The following is a 23,107-nucleotide window of genomic DNA, read 5'->3' as shown; positions in this document are numbered from 1 at the left end:
CTCGATTGCGCGGGGAGCTCCTCCTCCCGCTATCTGATGCATTAATATATTAGGGCATTTCTTGCAAGTCTGTTCTATCTTCGCCCGAGAAGAATCGTGTGTTTGAATAAGAGGATCAGCGATGACGGTTGAACTGGCTCGGTTGCTGGATGACCCGAACAAGGCGGCAGACGCCAGTAGCGGTGAAAGGATCCGGCGGATCTCCGTCAGCCAGCAGATCCAGGAATCGCTGCGCGCACGGATCATCTCGCTTGACCTCAAGCCCGGGCTCAGCCTGTCGCGGACGGATCTTGCCAGCCATTACGGTGTCAGCCAGACCCCTGTGCGCGATGCGATGATGAAGCTGGAAGAAGAAGGGTTGCTGACCATCTATCCGCAATCCAAGACCGAAGTCTCCAAGATCGACGTCGACCATGCACGCGAAACCCAGTTCTTGCGCCTGTCGCTGGAGCTGGAAGTGACACGCACCCTGGCCAGACAGGACGACAAATCTTCCATCGCCCCTGCCCGTCAGATCCTCAAGCTTCAGGAAACGGCACATGCCGAGGGTGATCTCGGCCTCTTTGCCACCTTCGACAAACGCTTTCACCTGTCGCTGTTCAAGGCGGTCGGGCTTGCCAGCCTGTGTCAGCTTGTAGCGTCGCGCTCCGGCCATATCGACCGGTTGCGCAATCTCAACCTACCCGACCCCGGCAAACCCGCCAGCATCCTGCGATATCACGGGCTCATCCTGGCCGGTATCGAGGCAAGTGATGAAACGGCCACGGAAACCGCTGTCCGCGAACATCTGTCAGGCACGTTGCAGCAGGTCGATCAGATCGTCGCCCGCAATCCTGCCTTCTTCTAGGCCGTAGCCCAGCAAGGCAAGAGATCGAGTGAAAGCCCACCGCCCCAGCAAGACTTGCAGTACCAGGCTTTCATGGGGACGGGGCTGATCGTCAGGTAGCCCGATCAAGCATCGCCGATGCAACCAGTGCCCGCGCCGCCTCTCCTGCAGCTTCCGCATAGGCAGGATCGCGGTGAACCAGGATGGTTGAAAACGCGCCGTCCAGGAGCAGCACGATATGGCGGGCCAAGTGCGGTGCTCCGCCGATACCTGCAGCCTCGAATTCTTCCGCCATCCACGCCTCGAATTTCTTCTTGTGACCGGCACCAACCTTCATCGCCGGATGCCCGGGCATATTGGCAAGTTCCGCCGCTGTTCGCAGGAAGCCGCAGCCTTTCCATTTCGGGTGCCTTGCAGCAACCGCTATCTGGCGGAAGATTGCCTCCACCTTGTCCGGCAGATCACCTTCGGCCTTCCCAAACCATTTCCGGAACTGATTGAGGTTGGGCTGATCACGTGACGCCAGATAAGCTTCGATCAGGTCGTCCTTGCTTTTGAAATGGTAATAGACCGTCTTCTTGGTGATACCTGCCTTCTCCGCGATCGTGTCGAGACTAACGGCACGGATTCCCTCCGCATAGAAGAGCTTGTTGGCAGCGGTCAGGATCCGCTCTCTGGCTGTTTCGGCAGGTTTGATCATCGATCAAGTATACTCACCAGTGAATATACTTCAATGCGCACCGTCGCTAGCGTCCTTCTATCGACTTTCAACCAAGGACGAAGCCCATGACTGCCCCTGTTCTTCTGGACCGCCACGGCCCCATCGCGTTGCTTACCCTCAACAGGCCCGAGAAGCTGAACGCGCTCAACTACGCTACGAACGACCTCATCCTGGCTCATCTGAACGAATTGGAAGCGGACGAGAGCACTCGTGTTGTCGTCATCACCGGCGCAGGCAGGCGCGCCTTTTCGGCAGGTGGAGACATTCACGAGTTTTCGCGCACCATCGCGGAGGGCATCGACGTCGCGGTGCGCGATTTTTGCCAGCGGGGCCAGCGCATGACCGCGCGCCTGGAAAACTTTCCCAAGCCGGTCATTGCCGCCGTCAACGGTCTGGCCTACGGCGGCGGTTGCGAAATCACCGAAGCGGTTCATCTTGCCGTCGCCTGCGAAAGCGCGCTCTTTGCCAAACCGGAAATCAATATCGGCATCCCGCCGACCTTCGGCGGCACGCAGCGTCTGCCGCGCCTTGCAGGCCGCAAACGGGCCCTGGAACTGCTTCTCACCGGTGACAGCTTTTCCGCGCACAGAGCTCATGAGCTCGGACTGGTCAACCAGGTCGTCACCGACGGCAGCGAACTGGAGGCGGCCTTTGCCCTCGCAGAGCGCATCCTGCGTCACTCCCCACTGGCTGCTTCCAGGATCCTGACCGCCGTCACGCGCGGGCTCAACACGACCATTTCCGAAGGCCTGCGGATCGAACAGGAGCAGTTTGCACGCATGGCCGCCACACGGGACGTTCACGAGGGCCTCACGGGCTGGATCGAGCGGCGCATGCCGGACTATCAGGGCGCCTGAAGCCAGCCAAAAAAACAGGGGGCAGCACGCCTGAAGTGTGCTGCCGACGGATGTGTCAGAAAAGTTTTACAAAAAAAGAATTATTTAATTACAGAGACTTAACCAGCAATTTTCGGTTCATTCCCGATTTTTCCAAGACCGGCTGTTGTAATGAAACCGGTGTTTGTTAAGGTCCCGGCATCCAATGACCGAAAGGCGCACACCGCTTCACCAGCGGATGGACAGGGCTTCCAACAGCCCATCTTCCGCACCTGCAGCATCCTTTTGCTGCATTGTGCGCCTTCCTGAAAAGTCCGGCACTCGATCCTTCGCGCAAAGGATCGGCTAAATTCCGTCCAGTGCACCTATGCACCTCCCGCCGGGCTTGTAACAGAACCATTCCGACGCTCGCTGCCCGACCTCCGGGCGGTGCATGAGCGCGTGCACGCTGCGGCCCGTTCCGTGCGGCATCGCGCGCCTTAAAAAGGAGACGCTATCCATGCAGGCTCAACAGCTGTCCGCCAATGCCGAATTGCAACTGGACGAGCAGGCTTATGGCCGGGATCCGATCGCAGACCGGGAAACGGATCTCTACCGCGGCGAATACATCATGTCGTTCGTGGAAAAGTGGGACGAGTTGATCGACTGGGACGCGCGCGCCGACAGCGAGGGACAGTTCTTCATGGACGTGCTGCGCGCCCGCGGCAAGGAAACCGTGCTTGATGTCGCAACCGGAACCGGCTTCCACTCCGTAAGGCTGACGCGCGCAGGCTTCAACGTGACCTCGGCCGACGGCTCTGCTGCCATGCTGGCAAAGGCGTTCCAGAACGGCCAGAAACGCGGCATGATCCTGAAGACGGTACAGGCTGACTGGCGTTGGCTGAACCGGGACATTCAGGGCAAATACGACGCCATCATCTGCCTCGGCAACTCCTTCACCCACTTGCACGACGAACTGGACCGCCGCCGGGCGCTTGCCGAATTCTATGCCGCGCTCAAACACGACGGCATCCTGATCATCGATCAGCGCAACTACGATGCGATGCTAGATCAGGGCTATTCCAACAAGCACAAATACTATTATGCCGGAAAGAAGGTGAAGGCCGAACCGGTGCATATGGACGAAGGCCTCGCCCGCTTCAAATACAGTTTTCCCGATGGGGCCGAGTACACGCTCAACATGTGCCCCATCCGCAAGAACTACATGCGCCGCCTCCTGTCGGAGGCAGGCTTCGAGCGCGTCCGCACCTATGGTGACTTCCAGGAGACCTTTGCGGAAAACGATCCGGATTTCTTCATCCACATTGCCGAAAAATCCAGCCTGCACCTGGTTCGCTGGGGTGGCGCGCGCCCTGAAGACGGCAAAACGGATATCCGCGAAGTTGCCGAAAGCTACTACGACAGCGACGACGCCGACACCTTCTACAGCCTTGTCTGGGGCGGCCAGGACCTTCACATCGGTCTTTATGACAACACCAGCAACATTCGCGAAGCGTCGGACCTCACCATCGACGAGATGGCCGGCATGCTGCCCAATCTTGGTGCGGATGCGAAGGTTCTCGACATCGGCTCCGGTTATGGCGGCGCGATGCGCAAGCTGGTCAAGGCCAGTGACTGCAGCGCGGTCTGCCTGAACATTTCCGATGTCCAGAACGACACCAACCGGCACCGCAACATCCAGCAGGGTTTCAAGGACAAGATCCGCGTCGAGCACGGCGTCTTCGAGGATATTCCTGAGCAGCCGGAAAGCTTCGACATTGTCTGGAGCCAGGATGCGATCCTGCACTCCGACCAGCGCCACAAGGTGCTGCAGGAAGTCCACCGGGTGCTGAAGCCGGGCGGCTATTTCATCTTCACTGACCCGATGCAGGCCGATGATGCCGACCCGAAAGCCCTCCAGCCGGTTTATGACCGCCTGCAGCTCAACAGCCTGGGGTCGATGCGCTTCTACCGCGAGACGGCAGAAGCACTGGGCTTTGAAACCGTCGAACAACGGGACATGACGCAGCAGCTGCGCAATCACTATTTCCGGGTACGCGAGGAGCTTCTCGCCAACTACGACAAGCTGCGCAACGAAGGCGCTTCCGCCGACTATCTCGACAAGATGGCGCTTGGGCTCATGAACTGGGTCGATGCTGCGGACGCCGGCCAGCTGGCCTGGGGCATCCAGCTGTTCCGCAAGCCTGTCTGATCCCCTTCCTTCCCGATCTCCCTGCCCGGGCGCCATACACCGCCCCGGGCAGGACTATCCTTTCCAAAACGACAAGGAGCGCGCAATGACGCAAAGATCCTGGCTATTCACCAGTGAATCCGTTTCCGAGGGACACCCGGACAAGGTCTGCGACCGGATATCCGACACCATTCTGGACGCTTTCCTGGAACAGGACCCTGACGCCCGCGTTGCCTGTGAAACGCTGACCACCACCAATCACGTCACCATCGCCGGGGAAGTTCGTGGCCCCGACCAGGTCCTCGATACCGTTGAGAGCCTGGTGCGTGAAGCCGTCCGCGACATCGGCTACGAACAGGAAGGTTTCCACTGGCAGACGCTGGAAGTGGTCAACCGCCTGCACCGTCAGTCGGCCGACATCGCCATGGGCGTCGATGAAGGCGACAAGGGCGAGGAAGGAGCCGGCGACCAGGGCATCATGTTCGGCTATGCCTGCAACGAGACCGAGGAGCTGATGCCTGCGCCGATCCTGTTGTCGCACAAGATCCTGCGCACCATGGCCGAAGCCCGGAAATCCGGGCGCGAACCGCGCCTTGGCCCGGACTCCAAGAGCCAGGTGACGCTTCGCTATGAAAACGGCCGTCCGACCGGCATCGATGCCGTGGTCGTTTCCACTCAGCACGGCGAAAATGTCAGCCAGGAAGAAGTGCGCGAAGCGGTTTTGCCGTTCATCCTGCATGCCTTGCCCGTCGGCTGGACCGTTCCCGATAACCGGATCTACATCAACCCGACTGGCCGCTTCGTGATTGGCGGACCGGATGGCGATGCCGGCCTCACGGGGCGCAAGATTATCGTCGACACCTACGGCGGTGCAGCTCCCCATGGTGGCGGCGCCTTTTCCGGCAAGGACCCGACCAAGGTCGACCGGTCGGCTGCCTATGCCTCGCGCTATCTCGCCAAGAACGTGGTCGCCGCCGGCCTTGCCGACAAATGCCTGATCCAGCTCGCCTATGCCATCGGCGTGCCGGAGCCGGTCGCCGTTTACGTCGACACACAGGGAACCGGCAAGGTGGATGAAGTGGCTCTGGGCAAGACCTTGCGCGAAATGGTGCGTCTGACACCGCGGGGAATTCGCGAGCGTCTCGGACTGTCGAAGCCGATCTACGCGCGCACTGCTGCTTACGGCCACTTCGGCCGCGCACCGGAAGAAGACGGCGGTTTCGGCTGGGAGAGAACCGATCTTGCCGACGAGCTTGCACGGCACTTCGGCGCTCGTGCGGATGCGGCAGAGTAAGAAAACAGCGAAGCCCCGGCACGGCATCCGCCGCGCCGGGGCTTTCGGTTTACCGGATCAGAACTTTTCGACGCTCGGCCGCAGCTCCAACTCGGATGTCCAGGCGCTTTTGTCCTGGCGCGAGATCTCCAGATACGTCCGTGCGATTGCATCCGGATGAAGGGTCTTGTCCGGGTCGTCATAAGGCGCGCCACGATCCGGATTGTAGATCACCCCGTCGATGACGAAATGAACCACGTGGATGTTTTGGGGCGACAATTCCCGGGCAAGTGACTGGCACAAGCCACGCAAGGCGAACTTGCCCATGGCAAAGGGCGCTGATTGCGGGAAGCCCTTGATGCCGGCGGAAGCACCGGTGAACAGCATCACGCCCTTCCCTTTTGGCACCATCCGCTTTGCCGCTTCATGTGCAACGGCCAGCGCACCGAAGGCGGTCACATCCAGTGCGGCATGCACGTCCTCAAGATCGAGTTCGGCAACCGGTCCGCGGACGCGGCCACTGGCGTTGTAGACGACGAGGTCCGGCGTTGTCCCCGCCTCGTCGAGGTCCTGGAACAGGCGCGCCACACTGGCCGCGTCGGCAGCATTGCAGGCATGGGCGTTTGCTCCGGTTTCAGCGCAAAGCCCTTCCAGCTTCCCGGGAGTTCTGGCAGCCAGTGACACCCTGTAGCCTTCCTTGGCAAACGTCCGTGCCAGAGACGCGCTGAGGCCAGGCCCGGCACCGACGATCAGGGCATTGCCGCTCACGATGCGGCTCCCAGATAGACCGGCTTCAATCCGCTCACCAGCTGCGCCTGGATCGGTGCGGTTGCCTCGTTGATGGCGGTGACACCCATATCCTGCCCGACCTGGGTGCGGATCGGCCGCGATCCATCCATTGCGATCAGTTCAAGGATCTTGGTCGCGACGTTGCCCGCATCGGTGATGGCTTCGCCCTGATCGAACATGCCCTGGAACATGCCAAGCAACCTGTCGCGTCCCTTGGAATAGTCGCCATATTGCCCAACCCGTACCGCATCGCCCGGAGCCGGCGCGGAGGTCACCAGGTCAGTGCCATGGCCACTCGGCTCAACCAGAACGGACTCGACCCCGAACGGTTCCAGTTCGTAATGCAGCGACTCGCAGTAAGCCTCCATCGCCCATTTGCTGGCGCAGTACAGGCCGAAGAAAGGCATGCCGAACCGGCCTGCAACCGAACTGAGACTGATCACGAGACCGGACTTCCGCGCCCGCATCGCTGGAAGCACCGCCCGCGTCAGATGCATGACACCATAGACATTGACGTCGAACAGATCCTTTGCCTGCTCCATGGTGAAGCCTTCCGTCAAACCAACAGGCATGACGCCTGCGTTATTGACCAGAACATCTATCGGCTGCTCTGCCTCGACCGCCGCGACGGTCCGTTCGACACCTTTCTCGTCAGCGACATCCAGATCGACCGTAACAAGCTTGCCCGGAAGACCTTCGGCAAAAAGCTTGAGCGCCTTGGCCGCTTCCGCGTTTCTGCCGTCCAGATCCCGCATGCCCGCATAAACGATATGGCCTTCCTGCACGAGTTTCTGGGCGGTCAGAAACCCGATACCCCGGCTTGCACCGGTAATCAGGATTGTCTTTTGGGTGGTCATTTTCATTTCCCTTCCTTCTTGAAGATTGTGCGCATGAACAGCGCCAGGGGTTCGTCGCTGCGGCTTGCCTTCATTCTCGTCAGCGCGCCGCTCCACGAATTCATCAACCAGTCGGCAGCCTGTGCCGGGGAGAGATGAGACAGTCCGATCCGGGAGAGGTCCGTCTCCCGCAGGCAGATCTCAAGTTCACCGGTCAGTGCCTGCCAATGACGGTCCAGTTCCGCCTGAAAGACCGGTTTCTGGTCAGCCAGCTCCGTCGACAGGTTGCACATCAGGCATCCCTGGGCGTAGCCACGGTCTTTCATCCCTTCCCGGGCACCGGAGAAAAATGCTTCCAGCCGCTCTACCGGCGAGCGTTTGCGATCCGAAAGGCAGGCCTTTGCAAAAGCGAGCTGATCCCGGTGGTAGTGACGCGCCACCTCGAGACCGAAGTCTTCCTTGGTGTCGAAGTAGTGGTAGAAAGACCCCTTCGGCACGCCACTTTCCCGCAACACGTCATTGATCCCGATGCCGTCGAAGCTGTTTTCCCGGATAAGCGTCATACCGACATCCAGAAGACGGGTCTTCGCGGTCTCGTAGGCAGCTTCGTTGCGTATTCTGGCCAAGGGGATTCCTTTCGTCAGGGACTTCTGACACCGCTAATCCGGCTGATGCAGCGCATTGTCAGTGGCGTTCGTTGAATTAGAAATAGACTGGTCTAATAATAATCGTCAATGAAACGAACTTCACGGTTGCGTGTGTGCGACGATCAATGAGGAGATCGCCCTTCTCAGAAACAAAAAAGCTCCCCGCGAATGACCACGGAGAGCTGATTGATCAAATGAATTTCGCCGGTCCGGCTCTGCTCACACAGAAGCGGGGTTTTGGCTCAAGCCTCTTCCGGCACTTTTTCACCCGCGCCTTCCGTCACCTGGTCGATCCAGTCCTGAAGGTTGTAATAGGTGGTGATGCGGGCAATTTGACCATTGCGGATCTCGAAAAAGCTGCCCGCCGGCAGCTTGTAGGTCTGACCGTTCGCGGGCGGCAATCCGCTATCGGTGCCGATATAGCTGCCATGGACGATGAACTCGGCAGCAGCCCGTGTCCCGTCTTCACTGACGAACAGAACGATGTCGCTGAGCCGCTCCTTGTAGCAGCGCGTCATGTGAACGTTGAAGGACCAGAACTTGTCCTTGCCGACACGGCGTTCGCCCTGGTTGACGTCATGGATCAGGTCGTCGGCAACCAGGCTTTCCATTTTCTTGGTATCGCCTGCATTGAAGGCAGCAAAATAGGTATCGATCAGAAACCGGGACTGTTTGTTGGCCATAGGTCCTCGCAGGGGCGGAAACACAATCTGGCCGGGAGTTTGCCTTCGCCGCCTTCCCGGCGCAAGAGGTCGAGGAGATTGCGGTTTACGGTTCTTCACCGAAACCGCTTCAAACCAACCAAAGTCCCCGCCCAGGGCGACAGCCGGCGCCCGATGTTGAAGTGATAAAAATGCTACATACTGTATCACATTAGCAACAAACATCACTTCTCTTGAAATTGCCGGTTGCATTGGCACCCGCTCTCGAAGTATCAACTCATCACCGGTCATCATACTGGCACAGACATCAACGGTTCGGCCATTTTTCGCCACCCGCATGATCAGGCCCTGCCCACTCATGTACGGATGCTGTTCTGGTGGATCAGGTACCATCACATGTAGCTCAGGGGTTAGAGCGTCAGGCAAGTTGCCTGAAAGTCACAGGTTCGAATCCTGTCTTGTGAGTTTTGGATAGCCAATTGGTAAAGGCACCGGATTTAGTTTCCGCTAAACGGGGGTTCGAATCCCTCTCCAAAAACACGGCCTCCAACGCCGAACTGGCCTGTCACGCCAGCAGCTATGCAAGCTGTTCCATAGGGGACCTGGAGAGGTCTTGCGAACGCGGACTGGCCCTTTTGCCTTCGGGTGAAAGTGTCCTGACCGCCGACGCCAGGTCGCTTCGCCCGGCCTTTGGCGAAGGCTCTGCCGCCGCTTTGCCGGAACCGCCTGTTTTCGAACGGGTGGAACCCGCATTGCCGCTGCTACGCCCTCTCGCCACGGGCCCGCCGGGAGACCTCGTGCTCTCTTCGGGTCTCATCGTTTCACCCCGGACGCCTCATGACGAGCGACCGGTTTCCTCAACCTCCAACCATCTTCAACACCGGAAAGGACAACCACGTGCCTTAGCGCATTGGAAGGATTATCGAAATGACGACTTTTCTCGACAAGATCCGCGGGCGAACCCGCGTAGTGATTTCTGAAACGGAACGGGCCCTCCACATCTGCAAGGGAGAGCTCCAGGGTATTCTCGGACCCGGTGAACACAGCCTCGAGAATGGCCGTGGCACCCTGGTGATCGAGCGCCAGTCGATGGCAATGCCCCAGTTCCGGTCGGCCTACGAGAAGGCGCTCTTCGATAAGCTTCCGCAAGTTGCCGAAGAGCACTTGACCGTTATCCGGACCGGACCGGGTGAAGTGGCGATTGTGGAACGGGACAACCGTATCCACACCGTGCTTGGTCCGGACGAGCGGCTTGTCCTGTGGACGGATGCCGGCCCGTGGACCTTCGAGGTCATCGACACAGCTGCCGACCCGGCCCTCACGCAGAAGCTCATGCGCCGGCTCGGGGATGCCCGTCAGACGCAGCAGTTCGTGATCGTGCCGGTGACCGACGGCAGCGTCGCCCTCCTCTTCATGGATGGCGTGCTCACCAAGGTGCTTGAAGCCGGGGTGCATGCCTTCTGGAAGGCAGGCCGAACCGTGACGCAGAAGGTCATCGACCTCAAGCGTCAGGCTCTCGACGTCACCGGTCAGGAAGTCTTGACCCTCGACCGCGTTACCATCCGGATCAACCTCTCCGCGGATTACCGTGTGGTTGACCCGGTGAAGGCCGCAACCGAGGTGAAGGACTTCACCGACACGCTCTACCGGGCTTTGCAGCTTGTGTTCCGCAAGCAGCTCGGCGCGCTCAAGCTCGACCAGATCCTTGAAAAGAAGGGGGAGGTCAACGCGGAAGCGGCCGCCAAGATCAAGGCCGACATGGCTGAAATCGGTGTCGAGGTCTCCGACATCGTCCTCAAGGACGTGATCCTTCCAGGCGAAATGCGCGAGATCCTCAACAAGGTGGTGGCTGCCGAAAAGGAAGCCGAAGCCAACGTGATCCGGCGTCGTGAAGAAACGAACGCAACCCGTTCGCTTCTCAACACGGCCAAGGTCATGGCTGAAAACCCGGTCATGCTTCGGCTCAAGGAGCTCGAAGCGCTCGAAGCCATTGCCGGCAAGGTCGACCGGCTCACGGTCCACAACGGAACCGGAGGCCTTATGAACGACCTCGTCCGGCTTCGGGACGACAACGCGGCATGAGCCAGAACGGCGCGGGGCAACCTGCGCCGTTTCTGTTTCAGCGCGGCCCTTCCAGACCATGGCTGTCCAGGTCCTGTCACCAGGTCACCTCGATTGAGGGTGCGCTCGCCCGCTTTCGCAGGGATCGCAGAATTTGAAAACAGTATAATTTAAAGAAAAAGACAATGAAAACAGACACAAAGATCTCGAAACGCCTGTCTTTCTGGCTAAGGCACAAACCGGAAGACGCCGGTTTGATCCTGTCAGACGGCGGTTGGGCTGCCGTAGCTGATGTCCTTGACGCCTTAAGAGCCCTCGGCCTTGATTGCAAAAGGGATCAGCTGGAAAGAGTGGTCGCGACCAACGACAAGAAACGCTTCGAGTTCTCCAAAGACGGCAAACACATTCGCGCACGTCAGGGGCATTCGATTGACATTGAACTGGGCCTCACCGCTTTACAGCCTCCGGAGTTCCTGTTCCACGGAACGGCAACACGTTTTCTGCCGCCCATTCTGGCCGAAGGCCTGAAACCTATGGCCCGGCACCATGTGCATCTGTCACCGGATCGCGACACCGCGCACAAGGTCGGAAGCCGACACGGCAAACCTGCAATTCTTCAGGTCGCGGCCAGCGCAATGCAGACGAAGGGGCACACGTTTTACAGAACGGAGAACGGCGTCTGGCTGACGGATGCAGTTCCCGCACATTTTCTGGCACTGAACGAAGCCCGTCCAAAGTAGGCCTCTTCGCGAATTCGGCATTCCTGGTTACATGGTCTGGACCGGCATGAACCAAGGGCCTTCAATGACTCCCCCCTCACGCATACCGGCACCAAGATAAAAAAATATATCTCTTTCTTTATTTCCGAAGCTGAATATATAAAGAAAATACTTTCTTTATCGAGGTTGCCATGTCCATCAGCTCGCCAGCGCTCCCGCCCGTCAGCCCGTCACTCTTTTCACCGGACCGTGCGGCCGGCACACTGGCGCTGGTACTCGGGGTAGGATCTCACGCCATCAATGGCTTTGTTACCACCGCTGTCCTGCCGGACATCATCCGCGATCTTGGCGGGCAGGACCGTGCCTTCTGGGTATTTTCCTCCTTTGAAATGATGGCAATCCTGGCGGGCTGCCTCACTGGCGCAGCAAAGGTTCGTTTCGGTGCCCGCAGTCCCTTCCTGCTGGCGTCCCTCCTGCTTGCGGGTGGATCGGTGCTCGCGGGTCTCTCGACATCTCTGGAAGGGCTGATTGCCGGACGCGCCCTGCAGGGCTTCGGCGAAGGCATGATCATCGCACTGTGCTATTCGCTGATCCCGGATCTCTTCCCCAGCAACATCGCCCCGCGTGTCTTTGCCTTGCTGGCAGGGGTCTGGGCCGTTGCAGCGGGTATCGGGCCGGTTTCGGCCGGCTTGCTGTCCGAACTCTGGTCGTGGCGCGCCGCCTTCCTGATCAACATACCCTTCGTGCTGCTGCTGTTCGTCCTGATGAACACGGCCTTGCCTGCGCACGCAGTCCGCCCGGCCACCGCAAGCGGCCCCACGGCCAGAAGTTTGCCGGTCCGTTTACTGGTTCGCCTTGCCCTGCTGGCAGCAAGCATCTTTCTCCTGACCGTGATAGGCGAGCTGCATGCGCCCCTGCCGCTTGCGCTGACGATTGCAGCCGGTCTGGCAACCGCAGCGCTGCTGCTGACCTTTGACGCCGCAAGCCCGCATCGCCTTTTCCCGCGCGATGCCTTCCGGGCGCAGACCCTGATCGGCCTCGGCACCTGGATCGTGTTCCTCATTTCCGCTGCCGCTGCGGTGCGGGCGGTTTTCGTGACGACGGTCGGCCAGGTCTACTGGGGTCTCAGCGTGACGCAGGCAAGTTATGTTGCCGCCGGGCTCGCCTTCTCCTGGTCGATCTTCGCCGTCATCTCTTCCCGTGCACCGTCGCGGCAGCGCGAACTGACCTATCTGACGACCGGTCCATTCCTGATCGCCGGCGGCTTGACCCTGACAGCTCTTGCGATCACGACCGCGTCGCTGCCTTTGTTTGCGCTCGCTGCCGTGGTTGCCGGTGCCGGCCACGGGCTGTGCAACCAGATCCTGATGCGTTCGCTGATGTACATCGCCGAGGGCGAAGACCAGAACCTGGTCTCCAGCATCCTGCCGACCATTTCCTCTGCCGGTATCGCCATCGGCGGCGGCCTTACCGGACTGATCGCAATTGTCACCGGTCTTGTTGCTCCGGGATCGGAAGAACTGCTCACCCGGGAAGCCGTCGCGCGGTCCGGCGCTTCCGTCTTCTACATCAATGCGGGCCTGACACTGGTTCCAGCCCTGGCGATGCTGGTGCTACGTCACAGATTGACTGCACGGGAAAGCGCCATCGCAAGCGAATAGCCGCCCCCCTCACCCGAGGTCGGCACCGCGCGTCTCGATCCGGTAGACCCACGTCACCACCGCTCCCAGCAGCGAGGTAACCACGAGGCCGGCCAGCAGCACGTCCGTTCCCAGGTCCTTGAGCAGAATCGGAAACAGGAAGGCAGTCAGAACCGCGCCTATCTTGGCGAAGGACGCCGCAAGGCCCGCCCCCGTGCCGCGATAGGCGACAGGAAACACCTCGCCGGCAATCAGGTAGGTCTGCGCATTCGGACCCATGTTGGTCATGAAGTTGAACAGCATGAAGCCTGCAAAGATCAGGGGGACGTCCCATACAGGCCCTGCATGGTTGCCTGAAGCCGCAATCGCCAGACCAACGGCGCAGCCGATGAAACCGATCACCTGAAGGCGGACACGGCCGATCCGGTCAGTGAACATCACGGCAAAGACAATGCCGACAATCAGCAGGACGTCGATCAGAGCGGCACCTTTCGCTGCAAGCAGATCGTTGTAGACCAGATCTGAGAGCGACTGTGCGTGCTCGCGCTTGTTGCCAATTGAACTGGCCAGGATGACCGGCGTGAAAATGCCGATGCCATATGTCCCGAGATCCTGCAAGAACCAGGGAACCGACGCAAAGATCGTCGCCTTGCGCAGTTTCCGGTCTGTCAAAAACCGGCTCCACTTGACCTTGTGCGCATGCGGCGAACCGGCTGTTTCAGCCTTCAGTGAAATTTCACTCGGATATCTGGGGCGCCGGTTCAGCAATCTCAGCAGTGCGGTTTCCGCTTCTGCCACCCGTCCCCTCACGATCAGCCAGTTGGAGCTTTCCGGAACAAAGAAGCGGCCGGCCAGGATCAGAAGAGCAGGCGGAACGGCCGTCAGATACATCCAGCGCCAGGCTTCGGGGTCCGGAAACCAGGTGAGCGTCAGAAAGGCAAGACCTGTACCCGACAATGCCCCGACAGCTTGAAAACTGAAAGCTCCCAGAACCATCCGTCCACGCGCCCGCGCCGGAATGTTCTCCGAGATCACCATATGCGCCGTCGGATAGTCACAGCCGAGCGCCAGGCCCACACCAAAGAGGGCTATCAGGGTAATCGAAAGGTTCGGTGCTATCGAAAGCACCAGCAGAAAGGCGATGAAGAGCGCCATCTCGACGATGAACATCGCCCTTCGTCCAAACCGGTCCGCAAGCCCGCCCAGTGCTGTCGCCCCGATCAGGATGCCGAACAGGATCGCCGAACTGACAAGCCCGTGCTCCACCGCTGTCAATTTGAATTCCCGCCCGATCAGCGGCAGTGCGATGCCGGTCATGAAGACAACCATGCCTTCAAAGAACTTGCCGGCGCAGGCCAGCCACCAGATACGCCACTGCATGCCGGTCAGGATGGAACTGTCGACGTCCGTACCATCGCGCCAGATCGGTGTCTCCTCGATATAGGCCTGCGGACTATCGAGGCTTGCAACTGATGCGGTGGAGAAGGTCTGCTGGACGTCGCTCATGAAATCCCTCCGATTGCCATTCGGGAAAGCAGGAGAAGGATAGACTGACGGTTATGAAATTCTGGTGATTGTCGTTACGTAAACTTTCACTCGAAGAAAACTGCCGCTTCAACTCGGGTGACCTTTGCCTGTTCTGCAGCAACGAAGGTCTTCTTCATGCACGAACCGTCTCCTGGTCGCGATAAGCAGTATTGACAGTGTGAAACAACTTTCCGATGATCCGGCAGTTTTTATTAAGACCGGTTCATTTATGGGTTTTCCTGCCGCTCGTCTCACCGACCTGCATACCTGCCCCATGTGCATGGGCGTTCCCGCGCCAATCGTATGGAAAGGCGCCTTTACCGTGCTTACCGGCAAGCTGCCGCAGGCACGTGTTGGCGACATGTGCGTTTGCGTCGGCCCGCCGCCACCAGCCGGTGGTGACCCCATCATTACGGGTGCGTGGACGGTTCTGGTCGAAGGCAGCCCTGCTGCGCGAATGACAGATCTGACCGCAAAGGCCGGAACAATCATAACCGGCCTGCCAACGGTTCTGATCGGAACGCAAGGCGGTAGTGGTGGAGGCGGTGGCGGAGGAGCAGGCGGCGCAGCGCCTCCGGCAAAAAGTCCGCACAAGTTCTCTGCCGGTGCGGAGACGGGTATCGAGAAGCCCTACAAGGAACGATACAACTCGAACGGCATCAAGAAGCCGGAAACCGAGAAGCGGTCGCTCAAGGACCAGCTGAAGGAGAACGCTGAAGCCAGCGCCGAATACGAGTATGAGCTTTTCAGCAAGGAAAAGACCTTCTGGGAATCGGAAGGCGGTCATTTCAAGACCGAGGCGAGCGCGGAGGCAAAGCTCGGCATATCCGGCGATATCAACGGGGACTATGCCGCTGGAGCTTATGCAAATGCGAAGGTTGCCGCCATCACCGGGAAGGCCGAAGGCAAGACACTCAACGGGCTTGTCGGTGGCAAGGTGGAAGGCGAAGCCCTGTCCGCTTCAGCCGAAGGCGGTCTCGGCTTCAGAAAATCCGAAGATTTTGCGGGAGTGGAAGGCAAAATCGGAGGTGAACTCGTTCTGGTACAGGCCAGCGCCGAAGGCACCATTAACATCAGTCCCAAAACCCTGTACGACAACACCCTTGGCCCGTTTTTGAGCTGGGTGAGCGGAGATCCGGCGAAACGAACGCTCGACAGCGCCTATGACCACGGCCTTCGAATCGGAGGCCGCGGAGAAGCCGGTGTCGGGGCTGCAGCCGGGGCCAGCGCGCAGGCAGGAAAAATCGGTGACGCCTATGGCGTGACTGCTGAAGCCAAGGCAGGGGCTGGTCCGATGGCGGGCTTCAAGGTCTTTGTCGGAGTTTATTAGACAGGTGGTTTTGCACTCGAGACCGCCGGCAGGAACACCCAAGGGTGATAATCGGAATGACCACTGAGGACTATGTCGCCGCCGAACTGACCGCAATCAGCCCGGCACCTTTTGCGTTCCAGCTTCTGCTTCCCGGAAGCTGGGAGGTAAAGCAGGCCAACGAGCAGCCCCTCACGGTGGACAGCCCCACCATCATTGCGGTTTTCGAGCCTCCCCAGGCGACGAATATCTCCGTCCAGGTGATCGGCATTCTCCTCAACAACGAGATCTCGGCCGCACACTGGCTCGAATACTACTGCTCCCTGTCGTCCTGGCATGTCGACACCCTGCAGCCGATCGATGCTCGCCGCGCACGCGCAAGCTGCTTTGTCAGGGCCGAAGGCCACGAACTGCGCGGCCTCGTCACCGTCACGGTGAATGGCAATACGCTGATCCTGATCCAGGCCTTTGTTCCTTCCAGCGAGTTTGCTGCCCTTTCGGACATCGTCAACATGGCCGTCAGGTCGTTCCGCACCGAACAGGTCAGGCAGCCGAACGTGATCGAGGACTGGAGCAACTTTTCCCTGTTCCAGGACATCGGCTTCTTCTTTCCCGCGTCCTGGCATGTCAACCAGCCGCAATCCGGTCTGGCCGATCGCATGGCCATCGACTTTGCCCGCACGGGCTCCAATGGCGAGATCCTCGGGTTTGCCAGACTGAAGGCGATCAGCGCACAGCAGCCGGTAGACCTTGTTCAGGAACTGGGCAAGACCAGACGGGAGTTCGAAGGTTCCGACATCATTTTCGACGCGGGTGCGACGTCGAAAGCGGTGACGCTCGACCCGCCGTTTATCGAAGCCACCGAAGTGACCGTCGGTGCCCGTACGAGTGAAAGCAATGATCCGCTGGAATTCACCGCGCTGGCGATGAAGACCCCGTCGCACGTGATCATCAGTTCCATACTCGGCCCCTCTCGCAAGACTTCGTTCTACAATTGGGCGGTGAACATGCGCGCGCACGAAATCGCCAACGCGTCGCTGCAATTCAAGCGTCAGTCCTGAGGTCAGTCAAACTGGCGGGGTCAGAACCCCGTCAGTCCCCGTTCCAGCCACTGACTTTGCGGTATCTCCTTGCCGATCTTGAAGGAGAACCGCTCCACACGCGTCACGCCGCTGTCCGTCTCGCAGCGGAAAGCAACGTCGAACCAGCGGCCAAGACTGCGGAATGCCGCGATACGCGGCTGCAGAACGTTGCCGCCACGAGGCCGGAAAGACGGCAGCAGTTCCGGCGGCAAGGAACTGACGGAAGCAATCTGCTCTCTCAACTCGGTCATGCACAAGAGGTTCAGCCGCTGGCCCTCGGTCATGCCGCGCATGGCCGTGCGCGCCTGCGGATCATCCAGAATATCGCGGGAATAAAGTTCCCGAGCTGCAATCATTCCGGCTGGAGGTCCTTCCGAGCCGCCTGATGCCCGCTTTCCTCCTGCCTGGTCGCGTTGAGGCGAAGCCACCGGTTTCGGTGGTTTGGGAGCGGGCGTCTTGTTTGTTGCGATCGGTCCGACAATTCCGAAGTCTTCGGCGGGCTGCTCTCCGGTTTCAGCCGTGTCCGTTTCCGCGCCGGTTCCAACGGTCTCCTCTGGCAGGGCCTCCGGCTGTTCGGGTGTTTCGGCAACGTCTGAGGCCTCCTCGTCAGGAGCTTCGCTATCATCAGCGGTGTCTTCAGCGGCGGTATCCTGTGCTTCTTCCGGAGCCTCCTCCTGCGGCGCTTCGGTTTCGGCAGCCTCGGTCTCCTGACCTTCGCCCTCACCTTCCCCTTCGCCGGCGTCCGTTTCGCCCGCCTGGGCCTCATCCGTCTGCGCGTCGGTTTCCGCCTGCTGCTCGCTCTCCGTGGAAGCGCTTTCAGCGGATGCCGGCGGCGTTTCCTCTTCCCCTTGCAGGCCCGTGTCTTCTTCGCCGAACTCGGTCACTTCCTGGAGAACGGACGGCTCTGGCGGTTGTTCGGGCGTCTCGGCAAGGTCTTCGCGAGCGGACGCTGGCGGTGGTGGAGGCGGCGGCGGGGCTTCCTCGGCCTGCTCCTGTTCCGGCGGCTAGGGTTGTTCGGGTGTTTCCACCTCTTCCTGCTCCGGTTGCTCCGGTTCAGGTTGCTCAAGTTCCGCAGGTGGCGTCTCTTCCTCCTGCGGCGGCGGGGGCAGCAGTTCGACTTCAACCACGTCCTGTAGGGGCTGGGTCGTATAGCCGGATACGCCTTCCAGCAGCATCAAGGCCACAAGCGCGTGCAGCACGGCGGAGACCACAAGCCCCCACAGGAAAAGCCGCCGGTCCGCAGGCTCAATCCCGACCATGTTCCGGTCCATGTCGGCGGTGATGGCCAATAGAGCGCCCTTACAGCAAAGTTGCCGGTTGATTTCAGGTTCGAAGTTTCAAAAAAACCCGGCGTCTCCGCCGGGTTCTTCGATGTTTCAAGCTCTTCCCGGCAGCTTAGCTGTCCAGGAACGACCGCAGCTTGCGAGACCGGCTCGGGTGCTTCAGCTTGCGCAGCGCCTTCGCTTCGATCTGGCGGATACGTTCACGGGTAACCGAGAACTGCTGCCCGACTTCTTCCAGAGTGTGGTCGGTGTTCATGCCGATACCGAAGCGCATGCGCAGCACGCGTTCCTCACGCGGAGTGAGCGAGGCGAGCACGCGGGTGGTCGTTTCGCGCAGGTTCGACTGGATGGCCGCATCGATGGGCAGAACCGCGTTCTTGTCCTCGATGAAATCGCCCAGGTGCGAATCTTCCTCGTCACCAATCGGTGTTTCGAGCGAGATCGGTTCCTTGGCGATCTTCAGAACCTTGCGAACCTTCTCCAGCGGCATCTGCAGCTTTTCTGCCAGCTCTTCCGGGGTCGGCTCGCGTCCGATTTCATGTAGCATCTGGCGCGACGTACGCACGATCTTGTTGATCGTTTCGATCATGTGCACCGGAATACGGATGGTACGGGCCTGGTCGGCGATCGAACGGGTGATCGCCTGCCGGATCCACCATGTCGCATAGGTGGAGAACTTGTAGCCGCGCCGGTATTCGAACTTGTCCACCGCCTTCATCAGGCCGATGTTGCCTTCCTGGATCAGATCCAGGAACTGCAGGCCGCGGTTGGTGTATTTCTTCGCGATGGAGATCACGAGACGCAAGTTCGCCTCGACCATTTCCTTCTTCGCGATACGTGCTTCGCGTTCGCCCTTCTGGACCATCGCAACGATGCGGCGGAATTCGGTGATTTCGAGCCCGGTTTCGGTGGCCAGCGTCTGGATGTCCTGACGCAGCTCGCGAACGGTTTCCTTTTCCTTCGCGATGAAGTTTTTCCAGCCGCGCGTGGAAAGATTGGCAACCTTGCGCAGCCAGTTCGGGTCGAGCTCGGCACCCTGATACTGTTTCAGGAAGTCCGTGCGGTCGACATTGTAGCTGTCGGCCAGACGCAGCAGACGGCCTTCATAGCCCATCAGGCGCTTGTTGATGTCATAGAGCTGGGCAACCAGGGCGTCGATACGGTTCTGGTTGAGCGACAGGCTCTTAACATCAACGATGATGTCTTCTTTCAGCTTCTTGTAGCGGCGCTCCTGGCTTGGCGACAGGGTCTTGTTGGCCAGCTTGTTTTCCACCAGCTGATCCTGCAGGCGGCGAAGCTTCTTGTAGTTGTCGGCGATGTTGTCGAAGGTTTCCAGGACGCCCGGCTTCAGCTCGGCTTCCATCGCGGACAGGGAAACGTTGGATTCAAACTCGTCGTCGTCATCCTCACCGTCACCGTCTTCGCTTTCGTTTTCGGTGTCTTCAGACGCACCACCCGAATTTTCCGAATTGCCTTCGCTCGGCGCCACATCGTCATTGGCAACGGCCGGGCCGGCCTTGGCATCAGGGCCGGCATAGGTTGCTTCCAGATCGATAATGTCGCGCAGAAGGACCTGGGCTTCGTTCAACTCGTCACGCCAGATGATGATGGCCTGGAAGGTCAGCGGGCTTTCGCAAAGACCCGCAATCATCGCCTCGCGGCCAGCCTCGATGCGCTTGGCAATCGCGATTTCGCCCTCACGCGACAGCAGCTCGACCGAACCCATCTCGCGCAGGTACATGCGCACGGGATCGTCGGTGCGGTCGGCGGGCTCTTTCGTGGTGCTCTTGGCAAGCGCCGTCGTGCTTGCGGCGACCAGATCGCCACCATCGACTTCTTCCGGGCCTTCTTCGGCTTCGTCGGAATCGATCACGTTGATGCCCATGTCGGAAAGCATGGACATGGTGTCTTCGATCTTTTCCGAAGACACCTGCTCGGAGGGCAGAACCTCGTTCAGTTCATCATAGGTGACATAGCCGCGTTTCTTGGCGGCTTTGATCATCTTTTTGACAGCGGCATCCGACAGGTCCAGCAGAGGGCCGTCAGGGCCGTCCGTGCTCTGCTCCTGTGTGTCGTCTGCTTGTGTCGCTTTGGCTACCATATCGTGCTCCAGTTCGCGGCCGGTCCGGCCACGCCGCGCCCTTTGTTTGGCTTCAACCCAATTCACCCCCAGCGCGCCAGCATGTGGTGCGGCGGCGTCTGAAAGAATCACTGCGGTTAGGTTTGTAAGCCGTGTCCCTTAAGTCCCAATTAACCGTACACTTTTCGACATTGGCATATTTCAGCATCGACGCAGCACACGGCCTTTTCTGTCGGCATCCGGAAACGGATGCGTAAAAGGTGTTCGTTCGGGTTGCAGCTATATTAAGACTTTTGCCGCGAGCAGGCTTGAAAGCTCCGGCGCTTGAGGGCTGCAAAGGTTCTATTTAGCTCGGCTCACGCGATTCGCAAGTGTGATTCGTCACCGGTCAATTGGAAAATGCCATTTTTGTGCTCCTGCGCACACCAAAGAGGGCATTTTCAGGCCCAATGCCGGTTCGTCGCCAGAAAACGGGTCGCTGCTCCAAAAGTTCCCTTTTCCGCAACTGAAGGTCCGCAGAACTTCGTTTAAGCCGCCGGCAAGCCATTCCGTCAATGTGCTGCCACGGCCACAGGAGGTGCCGTGCGGATCTTTTTGGCGCGCTCGGCAAGGTCGGCTTCATCGCGCGCACATTCCTCTCGCCTCCGGCTGAGGTCCTGCGTCAGGGCCTGGATGCGCATCCAGGAATGCTCATCGAGCTGCTCGTCCGCGGTAGCAAGCTCGGAGGAGAGTTCGTCTTCCAGCGCATTGAGCTCCAGGACATCGAGAAAGTGCAGATAGGCCGCTTCGATGAAATCCTCCGGCGGATTGGATTTCAGAAGCGGGAAGCGATGTGTCAGCGCGGAAAACTCCGCACCACGTTGCTGCTGCATGCCGATGGTTTCGAGCATCATTTCACCCATGATGTTCCGAAGCGGTTCCTCGAATGCGCTGGTCAGGTCGGAAATGGGCGTCGCTTCCAGATCATCGACGATCCGGCACAGAATGTCCCGCAATTGCCTGTGGAGGTCATTGGCAAAAGGCAACCTGGAAAACCGCTCGAAGTTCCTGTCAAGCAGATGCGGGAAGCGCATGCTCAAACCGAGCACCAGCCGTTCGGTGCCGAAATCGTGACTGGCAGCAACCCGTTCGCGTGCCGTGCCGAGCGGAGACGCCGCATCGGCGGAGCCACCACCCTTGCCGCCTTTGCCCCCCTGCCGGGACTGGCGTGCCTGCTCGAAGAACAGGTTCGACAGCTTGAACTTGAGATCGAGCTGATACCGTCGACGCACCCGCTCGTCGCGAATGGTGGCAATCAGATCATCGAACCGCTTCTCCAGTGCCGCCTTGCGCTCAGGCGTATCGAGCCGTGAAACGGAAATCTCCCGATCCCAGACCACATCGAACAGGGATTGTGCCCGCTCGACTTCGTCATGAAAGCCTGCCACCCCGCGCTGCTTGATGAGGTCATCAGGGTCCATCCCGTCAGGCAGGAAGCAGAACTGGAACGAATAGCCGCTCTTGAGCACCGGAAAGATCCGGTCGATTGCGCGATGCGCTGCCGAAACACCCGCCGCATCGCCGTCAAAGCAGATCACCGGTTCGGGTGCGAATTTCCAGAGCCGCACCACCTGGTCTTCGGTAAAGGCCGTGCCCAAGGACGCGACCACATGGTGGATGCCCGCCTGCCAGAGGGCGATTGCATCGAGATAGCCCTCCACCACCACTGCCTCGCCGCTTTTGAAGGCGGGTTCGCGTGCGCGATGGGCGTTGAACAGCATGACACCCTTGTGAAACAGGGGTGTTTCCGGCGAGTTCAGATATTTCGGCTGTCCGTCCGGAGACAGGGTCCGCCCGCCAAAGGCGACCACCCGGCCGCGGTCGTCCTGGATCGGGATCATCAAACGTCCGCGGAACCGGTCGTAGGACGGGCGCCCGTCTTCCGGCTTGATGATCAGGCCAGCCTCGATCATCGCAGCTTCCGGGATCTCGCGCGCTGCAAGATATCCCTTCAGCGCATCGCGGCTTTCAGGCGCAAACCCGAACCGGAACTCGCGCAGGGTATCGGGCGTCAGGCCGCGTTTTTGCGTATAGGCACGGGCAGTGTCGCCACGCGGGCCCGCGAACTCTGCCTGAAAGAACTGCGCCGCCATTTCGCAGATATCGGCAAGCCCTGCCCGCTTCTTCTCGCGCCGCGCCGCCTGGGGATCGGGTGCTGGCAGACCGACGCCGGACTGTTCGGCAAGGCGCTCGACGGCCTCCGGAAAGCTCAGCCCTTCGGTTTCACACAGGAACGTAAAATGATCACCGGACGCACCGCAGCCAAAACATTTGTATCGGTTACGGCGATCGTCGACGTGAAAACTTGGGCTCTTTTCCTGGTGAAACGGGCAACACGCCCAATAGTCGCCCTTGCCCGGCTGCGTCTTGCGCCTGTCCCAGGTCACACGCCGCCCGACGACATCCGACAAGGTCAGACGGGCACGAATTTCATCGAGTAGGCGCGGTTCGAAACGCATGGAACAGTGTACGGGTCCGGATTACAGAAAACGGCATCCTGCCACCGGCACACTCGGGCGCCGCCGGTCAGTCCGCCAAAATAGAATGTCTTGAAGGTCGTTTCCAGTGGTGCCGGGCCTCATGCCCGGCTTCTGGACGATTTTTGCA

General features: G+C 59.8%; 19 protein-coding genes and 2 tRNA genes. 11 read left to right on the top strand and 10 right to left on the bottom strand.

Annotated elements, in window-relative coordinates; all coding sequences use genetic code 11:
• The first annotated feature begins 121 nt into the window (after positions 1 to 121).
• Positions 122 to 847, top strand: a complete 726-nt coding sequence (locus FIV05_RS14060) for a GntR family transcriptional regulator (protein ID WP_152509983.1) — start codon at positions 122 to 124, stop codon at positions 845 to 847.
• 91 nt (positions 848 to 938) lie between these two features.
• Here FIV05_RS14060 and FIV05_RS14055 read toward each other — a convergent pair whose 3' ends face one another.
• The gene (locus FIV05_RS14055; RefSeq protein WP_152509982.1) at positions 939 to 1,526 is read right to left on the bottom strand and encodes a TetR/AcrR family transcriptional regulator; all 588 of its coding nucleotides are present in this window, start codon (positions 1,524 to 1,526) and stop codon (positions 939 to 941) included.
• Positions 1,527 to 1,612: 86 nt separating this feature from the next.
• Here FIV05_RS14055 and FIV05_RS14050 point away from each other — a divergent pair, with 86 nt between their 5' ends.
• The 3 genes from FIV05_RS14050 (at position 1,613) to metK (ending at position 5,847) form a co-directional block, all read left to right on the top strand.
• Entirely contained in the window at positions 1,613 to 2,404 is a 792-nt protein-coding gene (locus tag FIV05_RS14050) for a crotonase/enoyl-CoA hydratase family protein (RefSeq protein WP_152509981.1), read from the top strand.
• Between the two features lie 478 nt (positions 2,405 to 2,882).
• Entirely contained in the window at positions 2,883 to 4,574 is a 1,692-nt protein-coding gene (locus FIV05_RS14045) for a methyltransferase domain-containing protein (protein WP_152509980.1), read from the top strand.
• Positions 4,575 to 4,659: 85 nt separating this feature from the next.
• A complete protein-coding gene (gene metK / locus FIV05_RS14040) occupies positions 4,660 to 5,847 on the top strand; it encodes a methionine adenosyltransferase (protein WP_152509979.1) in 1,188 nt (395 codons plus the stop codon).
• 57 nt (positions 5,848 to 5,904) lie between these two features.
• Here the strand turns inward: metK and FIV05_RS14035 are convergent, their stop codons facing one another.
• The 4 genes from FIV05_RS14035 to FIV05_RS14020 all read right to left on the bottom strand — a co-directional run bounded on the left by FIV05_RS14035 (position 5,905) and on the right by FIV05_RS14020 (position 8,781).
• Positions 5,905 to 6,594: an SDR family NAD(P)-dependent oxidoreductase gene (locus FIV05_RS14035; protein ID WP_152509978.1), complete on the bottom strand. Its 690-nt coding sequence runs from the start codon at positions 6,592 to 6,594 to the stop codon at positions 5,905 to 5,907.
• The gene (locus tag FIV05_RS14030; RefSeq protein WP_209009664.1) at positions 6,591 to 7,472 is read right to left on the bottom strand and encodes an SDR family oxidoreductase; all 882 of its coding nucleotides are present in this window, start codon (positions 7,470 to 7,472) and stop codon (positions 6,591 to 6,593) included. The genes FIV05_RS14035 and FIV05_RS14030 overlap by 4 nt, the downstream gene beginning before the upstream one ends.
• A 2-nt stretch (positions 7,473 to 7,474) precedes the next feature.
• On the bottom strand, positions 7,475 to 8,077 hold the full coding sequence (locus tag FIV05_RS14025) for a TetR/AcrR family transcriptional regulator (protein ID WP_055655691.1): 603 nt from the start codon (positions 8,075 to 8,077) through the stop codon (positions 7,475 to 7,477).
• A 263-nt stretch (positions 8,078 to 8,340) separates the two neighbouring features.
• Positions 8,341 to 8,781 carry a ketosteroid isomerase-related protein gene (locus tag FIV05_RS14020; protein ID WP_022997944.1) on the bottom strand — a complete coding sequence of 147 codons (441 nt, stop codon included), beginning with the start codon at positions 8,779 to 8,781 and terminating at the stop codon, positions 8,341 to 8,343.
• A 371-nt stretch (positions 8,782 to 9,152) separates the two neighbouring features.
• Between FIV05_RS14020 and FIV05_RS14015 the strand changes: the two genes are divergently transcribed.
• From FIV05_RS14015 to FIV05_RS13995, 5 genes are all read left to right on the top strand, one after another.
• Positions 9,153 to 9,225, top strand: a tRNA-Thr gene (locus tag FIV05_RS14015).
• Positions 9,226 to 9,298, top strand: a tRNA-Leu gene (locus tag FIV05_RS14010).
• A 389-nt stretch (positions 9,299 to 9,687) separates the two neighbouring features.
• Entirely contained in the window at positions 9,688 to 10,842 is a 1,155-nt protein-coding gene (locus FIV05_RS14005; RefSeq protein WP_152505854.1) for a slipin family protein, read from the top strand.
• 164 nt (positions 10,843 to 11,006) lie between these two features.
• Entirely contained in the window at positions 11,007 to 11,561 is a 555-nt protein-coding gene (locus tag FIV05_RS14000) for an RNA 2'-phosphotransferase (RefSeq protein ID WP_152509976.1), read from the top strand.
• 170 nt (positions 11,562 to 11,731) lie between these two features.
• Positions 11,732 to 13,201, top strand: coding sequence for an MFS transporter (locus FIV05_RS13995; RefSeq protein WP_152509975.1), 1,470 nt, complete (start codon positions 11,732 to 11,734; stop codon positions 13,199 to 13,201).
• A 9-nt stretch (positions 13,202 to 13,210) separates the two neighbouring features.
• Here the strand turns inward: FIV05_RS13995 and FIV05_RS13990 are convergent, their stop codons facing one another.
• A complete protein-coding gene (locus FIV05_RS13990; RefSeq protein ID WP_152509974.1) occupies positions 13,211 to 14,686 on the bottom strand; it encodes an MFS transporter in 1,476 nt (491 codons plus the stop codon).
• A 250-nt stretch (positions 14,687 to 14,936) separates the two neighbouring features.
• Between FIV05_RS13990 and FIV05_RS13985 the strand changes: the two genes are divergently transcribed.
• Both FIV05_RS13985 and FIV05_RS13980 read left to right on the top strand, forming a co-directional pair.
• The gene (locus FIV05_RS13985; protein ID WP_152509973.1) at positions 14,937 to 16,037 is read left to right on the top strand and encodes a PAAR domain-containing protein; all 1,101 of its coding nucleotides are present in this window, start codon (positions 14,937 to 14,939) and stop codon (positions 16,035 to 16,037) included.
• 56 nt (positions 16,038 to 16,093) lie between these two features.
• Positions 16,094 to 17,077 (top strand): hypothetical protein, encoded by a 984-nt coding sequence (locus FIV05_RS13980; protein WP_152509972.1) that lies wholly within the window; start codon positions 16,094 to 16,096, stop codon positions 17,075 to 17,077.
• Positions 17,078 to 17,097: 20 nt separating this feature from the next.
• On the opposite strand, the gene FIV05_RS13975 is transcribed toward FIV05_RS13980, so the two are convergent.
• The 4 genes from FIV05_RS13975 to dnaG all read right to left on the bottom strand — a co-directional run bounded on the left by FIV05_RS13975 (position 17,098) and on the right by dnaG (position 22,959).
• A complete protein-coding gene (locus tag FIV05_RS13975; protein WP_152509971.1) occupies positions 17,098 to 17,982 on the bottom strand; it encodes a DUF930 domain-containing protein in 885 nt (294 codons plus the stop codon).
• A gap of 120 nt (positions 17,983 to 18,102) precedes the next feature.
• Entirely contained in the window at positions 18,103 to 18,387 is a 285-nt protein-coding gene (locus FIV05_RS13970) for a hypothetical protein (RefSeq protein WP_152509970.1), read from the bottom strand.
• 106 nt (positions 18,388 to 18,493) lie between these two features.
• Positions 18,494 to 20,482 (bottom strand): RNA polymerase sigma factor RpoD, encoded by a 1,989-nt coding sequence (gene rpoD, locus FIV05_RS13965; RefSeq protein WP_055656729.1) that lies wholly within the window; start codon positions 20,480 to 20,482, stop codon positions 18,494 to 18,496.
• Positions 20,483 to 21,012: 530 nt separating this feature from the next.
• Complete coding sequence (gene dnaG / locus FIV05_RS13960) at positions 21,013 to 22,959, bottom strand: DNA primase (RefSeq protein WP_152509969.1); 1,947 nt, start codon at positions 22,957 to 22,959, stop codon at positions 21,013 to 21,015.
• Positions 22,960 to 23,107 lie beyond the last annotated feature (148 nt).

The sequence above is a fragment of the Labrenzia sp. THAF191a genome, assembly GCF_009363335.1.
Lineage (GTDB): Bacteria > Pseudomonadota > Alphaproteobacteria > Rhizobiales > Stappiaceae > Roseibium > Roseibium algicola.
This window is presented reverse-complemented; position numbering and strand designations above follow the sequence as displayed.

Coding starts and splice junctions, on each gene's coding strand:
- FIV05_RS14060 (WP_152509983.1), top strand. CDS start 122: ATGACGGTTGAACTGGCTCGGTTGCTGGATGACCCGAACAAGGCGGCA.
- FIV05_RS14055 (WP_152509982.1), bottom strand. CDS start 1,526: ATGATCAAACCTGCCGAAACAGCCAGAGAGCGGATCCTGACCGCTGCC.
- FIV05_RS14050 (WP_152509981.1), top strand. CDS start 1,613: ATGACTGCCCCTGTTCTTCTGGACCGCCACGGCCCCATCGCGTTGCTT.
- FIV05_RS14045 (WP_152509980.1), top strand. CDS start 2,883: ATGCAGGCTCAACAGCTGTCCGCCAATGCCGAATTGCAACTGGACGAG.
- metK (WP_152509979.1), top strand. CDS start 4,660: ATGACGCAAAGATCCTGGCTATTCACCAGTGAATCCGTTTCCGAGGGA.
- FIV05_RS14030 (WP_209009664.1), bottom strand. CDS start 7,472: ATGACCACCCAAAAGACAATCCTGATTACCGGTGCAAGCCGGGGTATC.
- FIV05_RS14020 (WP_022997944.1), bottom strand. CDS start 8,781: ATGGCCAACAAACAGTCCCGGTTTCTGATCGATACCTATTTTGCTGCC.
- FIV05_RS14005 (WP_152505854.1), top strand. CDS start 9,688: ATGACGACTTTTCTCGACAAGATCCGCGGGCGAACCCGCGTAGTGATT.
- FIV05_RS14000 (WP_152509976.1), top strand. CDS start 11,007: ATGAAAACAGACACAAAGATCTCGAAACGCCTGTCTTTCTGGCTAAGG.
- FIV05_RS13995 (WP_152509975.1), top strand. CDS start 11,732: ATGTCCATCAGCTCGCCAGCGCTCCCGCCCGTCAGCCCGTCACTCTTT.
- FIV05_RS13990 (WP_152509974.1), bottom strand. CDS start 14,686: ATGAGCGACGTCCAGCAGACCTTCTCCACCGCATCAGTTGCAAGCCTC.
- FIV05_RS13985 (WP_152509973.1), top strand. CDS start 14,937: ATGGGTTTTCCTGCCGCTCGTCTCACCGACCTGCATACCTGCCCCATG.
- FIV05_RS13980 (WP_152509972.1), top strand. CDS start 16,094: ATGACCACTGAGGACTATGTCGCCGCCGAACTGACCGCAATCAGCCCG.
- rpoD (WP_055656729.1), bottom strand. CDS start 20,482: ATGGTAGCCAAAGCGACACAAGCAGACGACACACAGGAGCAGAGCACG.
- dnaG (WP_152509969.1), bottom strand. CDS start 22,959: ATGCGTTTCGAACCGCGCCTACTCGATGAAATTCGTGCCCGTCTGACC.